Origin of the sequence: Thauera terpenica 58Eu (assembly GCF_000443165.1) — a bacterium.
GTDB classification, from domain to species: Bacteria; Pseudomonadota; Gammaproteobacteria; order Burkholderiales; family Rhodocyclaceae; genus Thauera; species Thauera terpenica.
In genome coordinates this window covers 13,746-26,846 of record NZ_ATJV01000058.1, presented here as the reverse complement: position 1 = coordinate 26,846, position 13,101 = coordinate 13,746, and the positions used below count along the sequence as shown (strand labels likewise).

Sequence of the window (13,101 nt, the reverse complement as noted above, 5' to 3'; positions counted from 1 at the left end):
CGATGTTCTTCTCTGCATTCTCGTTCACCCGCCTGCGCGCCCAGTTCATCAAGGAAGTGCTCAGCGTGCTGCGCGACCCGCGCAGCCGCATGGTGGTGTTCGCGCCGCCCATCCTGCAACTGCTGGTCTTCGCCTTTGCCGCGACGCTGGAGGTGCGCAACGTCGACATTGCCGTCTACAACCAGGACGCCGGGCGTTGGTCACACGAACTGGTGCAGCGCCTCGACAGTGCCCGCTTCATCACCCACGTCCGGCATGTCGACAGCCAGCTGCAGCTGCACGAACTGATCGACCGCGGCGAGGTGATCGCCGCGCTCGCTATTCCCGTCGATTTCTCGCGCGCCATCGCCGCCGGTGACAGCGGCCGCGCGCAGGTGCTGGTCGATGGCCGGCGCAGCAACTCGGGCCAAATCACTGTGGCCTATCTGTCCTCCATCGCTGCTGAGGTCGGCGCTGAGGTCGTGCCCGACGCGCAAGCGCCGACGCCGGTCGTCGTGCGCCACTGGTTCAATCCGAACCTGGTCTATCGCTGGTACATCGTGCCCGGCCTCACGGGCATCCTGGCGCTGTTCAGTTCGTTGATGATCACCTCGTTATCGATAGCGCGCGAACGCGAGCTCGGCACCTTCGACCAGTTGCTGGTGTCGCCCACCTCGACGCCGGAAATCATCATTTCCAAGTCCCTGCCGGCGCTGGCCATCGGCACGCTACTGGGCCTGTTCATGATCAGCGCGGGCGTCTTCCTGTTCGGCATCCCGTTCACGGGCTCGTTCGCGCTGCTGCTTGCCAGCCTGGTGCTGTTCATCGCCTCAGTGGTTGGCATCGGCCTGATGATTTCCGCCGTCAGCATGACCCAGCAGCAGGCCATCCTGGGCGCGTTCGCCGTCGGTATTCCGGCGGTGCTGATGTCCGGCTTTGCCACGCCTGTGGAAAACATGCCCGTCGTCCTGCAATGGCTGGCTCAGGCCATTCCGCTGACCCACTTCCTGATCATCGTCGAAGGCAGCTTTCTCAAGGCCATGCCGACCGGTGACATTCTCGCCAGCCTGTGGCCGCTGGCGGTCATCGCCCTCGCCACGTTGACCATGGCCACCGTATTCGTCCGAGGACGCCTGCAATGAAATCCAAGACCCGCACACCCTTTCTTCGCGCAACCGCCACCGGCCTGACCCCTGGGCGCGTACGTCCCCTCGCGCTGGCACTGTCCTGCGTGCTGCTGACTGCCTGCGCAACCGTGGGCCCCGACTACCGCGAGCCACCGCCGGTCGACATCGGCAGCGGCTGGACTCTGCCGTTGGCAAGCGCATCCCAATCCGCAGACTTAAGCCAATGGTGGTCTGCACTGGATGATCCCGTCCTCGATCGCCTGATGGTCACGGCGCTGGCACAGAACCTGGATCTGCGCCAGGCTGCGGCACGCATCGATGAGGCGCGCGCCCTGCGCGATCGTGTGGCCGGCGAAGCATTGCCCACCGCCGCCGCTGGCGCGAGCGTCAACCGGCGCCGTCAAAGCGAGAACGGCCCTTTGCCCGTAGGCTCCATCCCCGGTCTTGACGCCACGCAGACCATCTACGACGCGGGCTTCGACGCGGCCTGGGAGGCCGACCTGTTCGGGGCCAAGCGGCGCGCCCTGGAAGGCGCCAGCGCCCGCCTGCAGGCGACCGAAGCCGAGGCACAGGGCGTACGCATGCGCATCGTGGCCGAGGTCGCGCGCACCTGGTTCAACGCCGTCGGCGCCCGCTATGAGTTGCACGCACAACAGGCCACGCTGGACACGCTGCAGCAGACTTGGGAGTTGGTGCGCCTGCGGCATGCGCTGGGCGACGCGTCGGCCGCCGATGTAGAGGCAGCGTACGCCCAATGGACGGCAGTCAACGCGCTCATCCCGGATATCGAGGCGCGCCAGCGCGCCGCGGTGCTCAGCCTGGGCGTGCTGCTGGGCGCACCGCCGGAGCGGGAGTTGGCGCTGCTTGATGGCCCCTTGGCGCCGAGCACGCTGCGGGCGCTGCCGGTGGGCGAGCGCGCCGACATGCTGCGCCGGCGCCCCGACGTGCTGGCCGCAGAACGACGCCTGGCGGCAAGTTCCGCCGACATCGGCGTGGCCACGGCCGAGCTGTTTCCCAAACTCTCCATCGGTGTGGGTGGCGGGTTTCAGGCACTCAGCACGGGCAACTGGTTCGATGCATCCAGTTCGCGCTTCTCCATCCTGCCGCTGATTTCCTGGCGCCTGTTCGACGGCGGCCGCGTGCGAGCCGAAATTCGGGCACGCGAGGCCGCCGAGCGCCAGGCCGCGCTGGCCTATGAGCAGGCCGTGTTAGCGGCGCTGGGCGACGCCGAACGCGCGCTGGTCGACTACCACGGCGGGCTGGATACTTTGGCGCGCCGCGGCATGTCACTGGATGCGGCGCGCACCAGCTACGGCCACGCCAGGACGCGCTACGCGGCAGGCGACATCGCGCTGGTCGAACTGCTGGCCGCCCAGCGCAGCCTGCACGAGGCCGAAACCGCAGCCGCGCGGGCACATACCAACGCCGCCGTGCAATTGGTGGCGCTGTACAAGGCCCTTGGTGGTGGCTGGGACGTATCCACGGCGGCACCGACCGCAACCCATTCGCTTCGTGGCGCTACCGCCCCCCTCGCGTTTTCAAGCCGTTGACTCAACACAAGGAGACCGTCATGCAAATCAACGTTGGAAGTCTCGACCGCATTGTCCGCATCGTCGTCGGACTGGTTCTGCTCAGCCTCCCGCTGTGGCTGGATTCATCCTGGCGTTGGCTGGGACTCATCGGAATCATGCCCCTCATCACCGGCCTGGCTGGCCGCTGTCCGGGCTACCGTCTGCTTGGCCTGAGCACTTGCCCGATACAAAAGAAAAAACCGGAGTGAGCATCCCATGAAACTGCATTTTCTGGGCGCTGCGCGCGAAGTCACCGGGTCGTGTTTCTTGGTGGAAGGGCTCAACGTACGCTTCCTGGTGGATTGCGGCATGGTTCAGGGCGGCCGCACGGCGGCGGCCCGCAACCATGAGCCATTCCCGTTCGACCCGGCGTCGATTGATTTCGTGCTCCTGACCCATGCCCATATCGACCATAGTGGGCTATTGCCAAAACTCACGCGCGCCGGGTTCAAGGGGGCCATCTACGCCACTCCCGCCACGGTTGATCTGCTGGGCGTGATGCTGCCCGACAGTGCCCACATCCAGGAGAGCGATGCAAAACGCAATGCGCAGCGACTCCGCGGAAAGGACGCACTGCCGCCTCTGTATACGCTGCAGGATGCCAGCGACTGCTTGCAGCAGGTGCGAGGCATCGAATACGACCGGGAGTTCGCGCCCCGCGTCGGGGTGCGCGCCCGTTTCCGCGATGCCGGGCACATTCTTGGGTCGGCCATCATCGAGGTCTGGGTCACCGAATATGGCTACCCGACAAAGCTCGTTTTCAGTGGCGACCTCGGCCAACCGGCGCGCCCGATACTGCGCGACCCGACAACCATCGAGGACGCCGACATCCTCGTCATCGAGTCCACCTACGGCAACCGCCAGCACAAGGATTTCTCGGCGACCGAAGAGGAAATGATCGGCATCGTCGAAAAGACATTGTTCGAACGCGGCGGCAATGTCATCGTGCCGGCCTTCGCGGTCGGCCGAACCCAGGAAATCCTTTATCACCTGCACCGACTCACCTGCGAGGGGCGGCTGCGGCAACCGAAGGTATTCGTCGATTCGCCAATGGCCACGCAGGCCACGCGCATCACGCGAGAACATCTCGAATTGTTCGACGAACAGGCGAAACGGTTGGCAGGATGGCACGCGCGCGGCGAGAACCTCCCATACCTGAGTTTCACAGCGAGCGCTGAGGAGTCCATGGCGCTGAAGCGGATCCGCTCCGGGGTCATCATCATTTCTGCCAGCGGCATGTGCGATGCGGGACGTATCCGGCACCACCTGCGCCACAACTTGCCGCGCCGGGAATGCAGCATCTTGTTTACCGGTTTCCAGGCGCAGGGGACGCTTGGCCGACGCCTGATCGAGGGGGCCGAACGCGTGCGCATCTTCGGTGAGGACATTCCGGTACGTGCTGCGATCCACAGCGTGGACGGCCTCTCGGCGCATGCCGATCAAAAGGCGTTGCTGGATTGGGCTCGGGGTTTTATTCACCCCCCGGCGCAAACCTTCGTGGTGCATGGGGAACTGTCCGCCGCCCAGACCTTCGCCGAACTCTTGCAACAGCAACTCGGCTGGCAGGTCACGGTGCCCGAGTATGGTCATGCGCTGCGCTGGCCGGACTTTCTGGCGCACGAGTGATGAAGCCCGCCGAAGATCTCGATGAACGCCTGCGCGCCATCCGCGAGTCGCCAACGTACCGCCTTGCGTACGAAGACATCGAGCTGCTTGGCCAGGAAGAACTGCGGCCTCTGCGACTACAACTCGAACTGCTCAAGCCTGACCGCATCCTGCACGAGCAAGGCATTCGCTCGACGGTAGTGGTCTTCGGCAGCGCACGCGTGAGCGATGCCGAGACGGCAGAAGCCCGTCTTGGCGCGCTGGAGCGTCTGGCGCGCGTCACTCCGGAGGATGTCGGGCTGAGGCAAGAGCTTGCCCGAGCCAATCGCCGGGTTGAACAGGCACGTCACTACGAGCAAGCGAGGCGTTTCTCGGGCCTTATTTCGGCGCGTTTCCAGCAGCAAAACCGCCGTGATTTCGTCGTCGTCACCGGGGGTGGGCCCGGCATCATGGAGGCCGCCAACCGCGGTGCTTTCGAGGTCGGCGCACGTTCGATTGGCCTCAACATCACGCTGCCCCACGAACAGGCACCCAACCCCTACATGTGCCCGGATTTGGCGTTCCGATTCCACTATTTCGCGCTGCGCAAGATGCACTTCTTGTTGCACGCCAAGGGCTTAGTGTCCTTCCCCGGTGGCTATGGAACGCTCGATGAGCTGTTCGAGGTGCTCACCTTGATCCAGACCGGAAAGATGCAGCGTATTCCGGTGGTGCTGGTCGGCCGTGCATTCTGGCGTCGCGTAGTTGATTTTGATCTTCTGCTCGACGAAGGCTATGTCTCTCCATCCGATCTCGACTTGTTCACCTGCGTAGACGAAGCCGAGGAAATCGTTAGTGCCCTCGAACGCTTTTACGTCAACAGGGCAGCAGGCGATGGGGCGACATGATCGGCATCGACGGGTATTGCCGGAGCCTGTGCGGCACCAAGGTGCAGCAGTCGATGCAGTGCGCCACCTTGTTGATTGCCTGTGCATTGTTCAGCCCGATTTCTGCTTTCGGTTCCGACTTCTCGCTCTCTGCAGATCCTCCCTCCTGCTCGCCAGGGCAATCCCTGCGCTGGCGGGGTGGCACCCTGCGCCTGGAGAACGATCTATTCACCGGCTCCGACCGCAATTACACCAACGGTGTCGCGCTAACAGCAGTCTCACGTGATCTGCAAGGCGAGCTCCGTCCCGAGTGCCTGCCACAGCCGATTGGTTTGTACGCCCGCTTCATCGGCTGGGCCGATCCCGGCTTCTGGCGCGATACCGGCGACCAACCGGCATCGCAGAACCTCGTCGTTCGCTTTGGCCAGTCTATGTACACACCCGAGGACAAGACGCGTACCGATCTGATTGCCGACGATCGGCCGTACGCTGGCCTGCTCTACCTGGGCCTGGCGTGGAATCGCCGAATCCACCCACAGGCTGCCAGCTATGAAATGCTGGACGTACGCGAACTAACCCTGGGCGTGATCGGCCCCTGGTCGCTGGCAGAGAAGTCGCAGGATCTGGTGCATCGGGTGCGTGGCATCGAGCGATTTCGCGGCTGGGACAACCAGTTGCGCAACGAGCCTGCGTTCCAGATGGCCATGGAGCGCAAGTTCAAGTCGTACACGGAGGGTGCCGTCCAGCCAGGATGGGACAGCGACGTGATCGGCAGCTATGCCCTGCGGATCGGAAACATTGAAACCGCGGCCAGCACCGGCTTGGAATGGCGGGCCGGCTGGAACATTCCGAACGACTTCGGCAGCTATCCAATCCGCCCTGGCGCGGAAAACCGGCCACCTTCAGCGGTTGCCGATTTGCGCACGACAACACCGCAATCGGCCTTGGCGCCCAAACCCGGCGCGCATGTCTTCCTGAACCTCGAGGCCAAGGCGGTCGCCTGGGACTTCTCGCTCGACGGAAACCTGTTTCGCCACAGTCACCACGTTAGCCGTCGGCCCTGGGTCGTTCAGGCGGCCATCGGCATCAGCAGCCAATGGATTGTTGCCGGGCACGGCGTGCGGCTTGCAGTCATGCGCGTCTGGAGAACCCGCGAGTTCGACCAGCAGATCGGCCGCCACGCCTTCGGATCGATTGCCCTGAGCATCGAATTTTGAGCATGCCAGCCACCATCAGCCCGTTTGCAAAACATTCATCAACGACCCCCATGGAGAATCCCGTGAGCCACCCCTTGAACACCCGCTCGCTTTTCACAGTCGCCTTGTCCGTGGCCTTGGCCATTACCGCAACAGGACTTGGCGCACAGTCCGTAGAGGCCACGAAACCAATGGCACTGCGCACCGTCATGGAGAAGCTTGGCCGTGACATGCAAGCCGTCACTGGCGCGATTTCCAAGGAAGAATGGGCGCTGGTCGCCGAGTTGGCGCCAAAAATCGCCAAGCACGCCGAACCGCCCCTTTCGGAAAAGATGCGCATCCTCGGCTGGCTTGGCACTGATGCCGGAAAGTTTCGAGACTTCGATGGCCACGTCCACGACGCCGCGACCGCCATGGGGGATGCCGCGAAGCGGGGCGACGGCCAGGCCGTGATTACAGCGTTCTCCAAAACGCAACAAAGCTGCCTTGCCTGTCATCAAAGTTTCCGGCAATCGTTCGTGGAGCAGTTCTATGGGAAACACTGACAGGGATTTTTCACAGACCGGTTCGCATAAGAAATCACGATCGAGAGAGTCACGATGAGCAACTCACAGCCGAGCCTCATCCTGGTGCTCAACTGCGGTTCCTCAAGCATCAAGTTCGCAGTATTCCCTGTTGATGCCGACCCATTGCCGCGCACTCCGCTCTGGAACGGCAAGGTACAAGGTATCGGCGAGCCTGCACCGAATTTCGGCGAATCCGGCGTGGAGCCGTTTCCGGTGGAACTGGATGCCGAGCATCCGCACACCGCCGCCCTGCAGTTTATTCAGGAACGCATCAGCAAACGCCTCGATGGCCGCCGCGTAACCACCGTGGCGCATCGCGTAGTGCATGGTGGGAGCCGCTATTGGGCCCCCACCCTTGTCACCCAGCAGATGCTGGACGACCTGCGCAGCTACATTCCGCTGGCCCCACTGCACCAACCGTTCCCGCTGAAGGCGATGGGACTTTTGCTGGAGCAGCGCCCGGACATCGTGCAAGTGGCCTGTTTCGACACTGCCTTTCACCACAGCCTGCCGAAGGTGGAGCAGATCCTGCCGCTACCGTATTCGGCCTGGGAACGTGGTCTGCGCCGCTACGGTTTCCACGGGCTTTCGTACGACTACATGAGCCACACTCTGCCCGAGCGCCATGGTGATCTGGCACGAGGCCGCACCATTGTTGCGCACCTCGGCAGCGGGGCCAGCTTGTGCGCTATGCAGAACCTGGAAAGCGTCGCCACCACGATGGGCTTTTCCGCGCTCGACGGCCTGATGATGGGCACCCGCACGGGCTCGCTCGATCCCGGCGCTTTGCTCTACTTGATGGAGGTCGAAAGACTTTCGCTGGAAGAAGTGGGCAGCACGCTCTACAACCAGTCCGGCCTGCTCGGTGTTTCCGGGATTTCGGCCGAACCGCGCGTGGTGGTGAAGCACGAGAATGATCCCGGTGAGGCTGGCGAACGCGCCCGCATCGCGCTGGCGCTCTACGTGCGCCGTATCGTGCGCGAGATCGGCGCGCTGACTGCAGTCCTGGGCGGCCTGGATCTGCTCGTGTTCACTGCCGGTGTCGGTGAGCACAACGCCTTCGTGCGCGAGCGCGTCTGCCGCGACCTGGCCTTCCTCGGCATCAAGCTCGATGCCGATGCCAACACCATTAATGCCCCCGTCATCGCCACCACTGGCAGCCGCGTGCGTGTCGCGTTGGAGCCCACCAACGAGGAATGGATCGCAGCACGCTGTACGCAGAAACTCATGATCGCCGGGTGATGTCCCACGCAGGGTTCATCGGCACCAAAGAAGGACAATCGTATGACCACCGGTTCCATCATTCGCCAGCGCTGGTTTGCCGGCCACGGCCCCATCGTCCATCACGAGGAGACCGTCGCACGTGTAGATGCATTGGTAGCCGGTTTGATCGCCGATGGCCGCGTTGCCGATGAGGCGACGGCCTACACCTTCCTTGCTGCCGCCGACCGCTTGGGTTGCGTGGCAATGAACGTGGTCGCGCACATGACCTATGCGAAGCGCATTGACCTGTCCGGCGCGCTACTGGCTGAGGAGGACTTCAAGCTGACGCCAGAAGGCCACACCGGTGGCTCGCTGAACATGGTGCAGGCCTTCGTCGGCTACCTGCTCGCCAACGCGCTCACCGGCAGCACGCGCGGCTGGATCATGGGCCAAGGCCACTGCGTCGCCGCCATCGAAGCCGTCAATGCGCTCACCGGCGACATCTCGCCCGCGCAGCGGGGCCGTTACGACCGCAGTGAGGAAGGCCTGTCGCGCCTGTGCGCTGATTTCTATTCCTATGCCATCAATGCGCAGGGCCTCCCGGCTGTGCCGCTGGGCAGCCATGCCGGCCCCAACACTGCCGGCGCCGTGTCCGAAGGCGGCTACCTCGGCTTTGCCGAACTGCAGTACATCCACATGCCGCTGCCTGGCGAATCGCTGGTTGCCTTTCTCAGCGACGGTGCCTTCGAGGAACAGCGCGGCCCGGACTGGGCACCACGCTGGTGGCGCGCGCAGGACAGCGGCTTCGCCGTGCCGGTGATGATTCTCAATGGCCGCCGCATCGAGCAGCGTACTCAGATCATGCAAGAAGGCGGTGCGCAATGGCTGGCTGAAGACGTGCGCCACAACGGCTTTGATCCAGTGATCGTCGATGGTCGCGACCCGTCCGCGATCGCCTGGGCGATCATCAAAGCCGAGGACACGCTGCATGCCTTCGCCGCCGATCCGGATCGGCGCTATCCGGCGCCTCTGCCTTACGTGATCGCCGAGACCGAGAAGGGCTTCGGCTTTCCCGGTGCAGGCAGCAATGCCGCGCACAACCTGCCGCTGAGCGGCAATCCACACACCGATGCCGCCATGCGCGGGCTGTTCAACGAGAGCGCGGCGGCGCTGTTCGTTCCGCCTGTTGAACTCAACGCCGCACTCGACGCCTTCGCGTGCCATGCCGCCCAACAACGTCCGCTGGAGAGCGCGAATCCGATGGCGCATCGCCATCCCGCCGCGCCCAAACTGCCCGAGCCATGCTGGGAGACACCAGGCAGCGAAGGCAGTGCAATGACGGCTCTGGATCAGTGGTTTGTCGAATTCGCCAAGGCCAATCCCGATATGCGCATGCGTATCGGCAACCCTGACGAATTGGCCAGCAACAAAATGGGCGGCACGTTGGCGCTGCTCAAGCACCGCGTCAACGAGCCCGAAGCCGGTGTGCCTGAGGATTTGCACGGCGCCATCATCACCGCGCTCAACGAGGAAGCTGTGGCTGCGGCAGCACTCGGCAACAAAGGCGGACTGAATCTGGTCGTCAGCTACGAGGCCTTCGCGGTCAAGATGCTTGGCCTGATACGGCAGGAAATCATCTTCGCCCGCCACCAGCGTCAGGCCGGCCGGCCAGCCGACTGGCTGTCGGTGCCGCTTATCGTCACCTCGCACACTTGGGAGAATGCGAAGAACGAACAGTCGCACCAAGATCCGACCATCGGTGAAGCCCTGCTGGGCGAAATGTCTGACACCTCGCGCGTGCTGTTCCCGGTGGATGGCAATACCGCCGTCGCCGCACTGCGTGACGTCTATGCTGGACACGGCCAGCTTGCTTGCCTGATCGTCTCCAAGCGCGACGTGGAGAATCGCTTCGACGCCGAATCGGCGCAACGTCTGATCAGTGACGGCGCAGCCCATCTGATAGGCAATCCCGCCAATGCCGAGGTGCAACTCATCGCGCTGGGCGCCTACCAGTTGGACGAGGCAATCAAGGCACAGCAGCACCTTGCTGAGCTGGGCAAGTGCGCCTGTGTCACCGTCGTCCTGGAACCCGGCCGCCTGCGTATTCCACGCGATGCCATCGAAGCTGAATTCGTCGATGACGACGTAACCGTTAGCACACTGTTCCCATCGGGCCTGCCGCGCGTGATTGTCACGCACACTCGCCCGGAACCCATGCTTGGCATTCTGCGCCGCATTGACAGTGGCCCCGCCAAGACTCGCGCCCTTGGCTACATCAGCCGCGGCGGTACCTTCGATGTCCCTGGCATGCTGTTCGCCAACCGCTGCACCTGGGCACATGTGGTGGATGCAGCAGCGACCGTGGCCGCTTGGAGTCGCGAGGTGCTGCTCGACCGCGCACAGCGCGCTGCTGTCGATGGCACCGGTGATCCAAATGATTTGCTGAGCCCGTGAGTCGGACACGCGAGCGCTGTGCCAGTCACGAAGTGCGCCGACAGCGTTATCCGGCAATATGTCTCCGAGATGTCGCGGTGATCTTTCTCTTGGGGTAGATTCAGCCGATCGACATCCCCCGTCCACGCCGCCCTACATCCCACGACACACCGGCACCCCGGATCGTCGCGGCGATCTGCTGTCCCAGTCGTTGCTCGATCACTGGCTTCCACGGCACCAACCTGAACCCCATGCCGTCATCGAGCATGGCGTAGCGCCCGCTGGCGAGCATGACGGAGCGCCGGTAGATACCGGCCACGCGCTGCCCATCGGCCACCGGGCGATGCTCTAGGCCGGTGTCGGCGGCAATGTCCTTCGCGGCCTGCGCCAGCTCTCGGCTGCGCAGCGTGCCTAACAGGTTGCGTGCAAGGATCACGCGCTGGCCGCGCCGCTCGGCCAGACCCTGTTCGGCCAGGAAGTCGGCCCGCTTTTGCAGCGCATCCTTGACCTCGCTGCCAAAGCCCAGGTCACCCAGGCCCGAGCCGCCGCCGATCAACTGCTGGTCGAGCCAGGTGGCCCCGATCACGTGGGCCTGCCGTTCGATGGGTAGGTGCGATTTCAGCTCCACCGCCACGCCGCCCAGGCGCTGCGCGTCGTAGCGGCGGCCTTGCTCGGGTAGGTCGTCCGGCACCTTCCACAGCCCCTCGGCCACGCGCTCCACGATGCCGGCCCGGCGCAGGGCTTCCAGCCTGCGGACGTGGGCCGCGACGACTTCCCGCGGATCGCGGTCGGGCACGGCCCGACCTTGCTCAATCGCCAGGTGATGGTCGGTGCGGTACAGGCCATCGCTCGCCAGCGCAGCGATGTTGCTGTCGGCCGCGCGCACGTCGGCCGAGCCCTTCACCTCCACCACGGCGCCGGTCGGGTAGTTCGCCAGCTCGTCATGGGCGTTGAGCGCGACGTAGTGGGCCTTGCCGTCCACCCCGTCGATGACCAGATAGCCCCGGTCGCGCAGCTCGTCGGCCAGCCCCTTCGCGGCCACGCGGCCGAGAATGGTGTGGCCGCTTCCGTGGGCATTCGGGCCAGGCTCGAACACCGCCAGCTCGCGCGGCTCGCCGCGCATGGCCCGCTGCATGGTACGGATGATGTCGCCACGCTCGCCCAGGGCGCGCAGGGTTTTTTCCGCATCGGCATGGACAGCCCAGGTACCGGGCTGCATTTCGTCGGCCAGGCCCAGGCGCTGCAAGCGTTGCAGGCGGCCGATCAGCAACAGGCGCTGGCGTTGCAGCCGCGGTTCGTTGAAGCGTTCGATCTGCACTCGGCCGTCCTCGCCGGCCTCGCGTTGCAGGGTGCGATCCAGGCTCGTCCACCGCTCTTGTTCCACCTCGCGCTGCAAGGTCTGCTGGATTTCGAGCTCCGTGCGCGGCCCCAGCCATTCGGTCGCCAGCTCAGCAGCGCGATGGCGGAAGCCATCGGCGATGTAGTCGCCCGCGATGATGAGGTCTTTGCCGGTGTCGTCGCGCCCACGCACGACGATGTGCGTGTGCGGGTTGTCGGTGTTCCAGTGGTTGACGGCTACCCAATCGAGGCCCGTGCCCAGGTCGGCCTCCATGCGACCCATGAGGTGCCGCGTATAGGTGCGCAGGTCTTCCAGCTCCGCGCCATCCTCAGGCGAGAGGACGAAGCGGAAGTGGTGCCGGTCGTCGGCGCAGCCCTCCGTGAAGGCGTCGAGGTCGGCAGCATCGGTCTGTGGCCCGTAGGCTTGGCCAGGCTCGCCATCGCGGCCTACGCCATCGCGCTCGATGTAGCGAAGGTGCTTGGCGAGCGACTGCGGGCTGGCCTGGCGCTGATTGACCAGCAGCGTCTTGATGGTTACGCGCCGCGACATGGGAGTGAGCTTCGCGCCCGCGAAGCGCGCCGCCGTGTGGCCGCGCCCGAGGCGCGAGCCGGGCCGCTGGCCGGAGTGCTGTCCGTTGCCGCCAGTGCGAGGACGGCGCATCGCCGATTTGCCGCCGCTGGCCTTGCCCGCCTGCTTGAGCACCTTCGAGACGAAGCCCTGGCCCCGGTTCTTCGGGGCCTTTGGAGGGTTCGGGCGGATACGGAAATCGTCGTCTCGGCGGTCACTCATGGCTGTGCTCCCTGCAAGCTCTGGCGTGTCCGGTCGTGCAAAGCACGCGGACACACCCGCATTGGCGCGGGCCTCGCGCCACAAGCGGCACGGCGGCGAAGCCGCTGTGTGCCGCGCCACCACCATGTGCAGACTGGCTTTCGACGCGGCCCGGTGCCGCGTCCTTTTGTCTTGCCTTCCGCCTTTGCCCCTCGCTGACGCTCCGGGCGTCGGCGGCCCGGCGGCGCTGCTGCGCGAGCAGCCAGCGCGCCGGCGAACGCGGACACGGCCGCAGGCCGGGCGCGTTCGAGGCAAGACGCCTGCACGTTGGACGGCTGCGCCGAAGGCAGCGCGAAGTGCGGTGCGAATGCACCAGCACTGCACGCGCGACGACACGGCGACGAACAGCAGAACGACACGCCCGATGGCACGATGAGACGCACGGCGA

At 64.8% G+C, this 13,101-nt stretch carries 10 protein-coding genes; 9 read left to right on the top strand and 1 reads right to left on the bottom strand.

The annotated features are described in order from the left end of the window. The first annotated feature begins 2 nt into the window (after window positions 1-2). The 9 genes from M622_RS30990 (at window position 3) to M622_RS30950 (ending at window position 10,567) form a co-directional block, all read left to right on the top strand. Complete coding sequence (locus tag M622_RS30990) at window positions 3-1,121, top strand: ABC transporter permease (protein ID WP_021249548.1); 1,119 nt, start codon at window positions 3-5, stop codon at window positions 1,119-1,121. Next, window positions 1,118-2,656, top strand: a complete 1,539-nt coding sequence (locus M622_RS30985) for an efflux transporter outer membrane subunit (protein ID WP_021249547.1) — start codon at window positions 1,118-1,120, stop codon at window positions 2,654-2,656. Before M622_RS30990 ends, M622_RS30985 begins: the two co-directional genes overlap by 4 nt. 20 nt (window positions 2,657-2,676) lie before the next feature. Next, window positions 2,677-2,886, top strand: a complete 210-nt coding sequence (locus M622_RS30980) for a YgaP family membrane protein (RefSeq protein WP_017244801.1) — start codon at window positions 2,677-2,679, stop codon at window positions 2,884-2,886. A 7-nt stretch (window positions 2,887-2,893) separates the two neighbouring features. Further along, a complete protein-coding gene (locus M622_RS30975; protein ID WP_021249546.1) occupies window positions 2,894-4,303 on the top strand; it encodes an MBL fold metallo-hydrolase RNA specificity domain-containing protein in 1,410 nt (469 codons plus the stop codon). Then, window positions 4,303-5,169: an LOG family protein gene (locus M622_RS30970; RefSeq protein ID WP_021249545.1), complete on the top strand. Its 867-nt coding sequence runs from the start codon at window positions 4,303-4,305 to the stop codon at window positions 5,167-5,169. Before M622_RS30975 ends, M622_RS30970 begins: the two co-directional genes overlap by 1 nt. Next, window positions 5,166-6,365 carry a lipid A deacylase LpxR family protein gene (locus M622_RS30965; protein WP_021249544.1) on the top strand — a complete coding sequence of 400 codons (1,200 nt, stop codon included), beginning with the start codon at window positions 5,166-5,168 and terminating at the stop codon, window positions 6,363-6,365. Before M622_RS30970 ends, M622_RS30965 begins: the two co-directional genes overlap by 4 nt. Before the next feature lie 2 nt (window positions 6,366-6,367). Next, entirely contained in the window at window positions 6,368-6,889 is a 522-nt protein-coding gene (locus M622_RS30960; protein WP_245543068.1) for a cytochrome c, read from the top strand. Between the two features lie 84 nt (window positions 6,890-6,973). Then, window positions 6,974-8,152 (top strand): acetate/propionate family kinase, encoded by a 1,179-nt coding sequence (locus tag M622_RS30955; RefSeq protein WP_245543067.1) that lies wholly within the window; start codon window positions 6,974-6,976, stop codon window positions 8,150-8,152. A 42-nt stretch (window positions 8,153-8,194) separates the two neighbouring features. After that, window positions 8,195-10,567: a phosphoketolase family protein gene (locus tag M622_RS30950; RefSeq protein ID WP_021249541.1), complete on the top strand. Its 2,373-nt coding sequence runs from the start codon at window positions 8,195-8,197 to the stop codon at window positions 10,565-10,567. A gap of 100 nt (window positions 10,568-10,667) precedes the next feature. On the opposite strand, the gene M622_RS30945 is transcribed toward M622_RS30950, so the two are convergent. After that, window positions 10,668-12,674, bottom strand: a complete 2,007-nt coding sequence (locus M622_RS30945) for a relaxase/mobilization nuclease domain-containing protein (RefSeq protein WP_021249540.1) — start codon at window positions 12,672-12,674, stop codon at window positions 10,668-10,670. Between the last annotated feature and the right edge of the window lie 427 nt (window positions 12,675-13,101).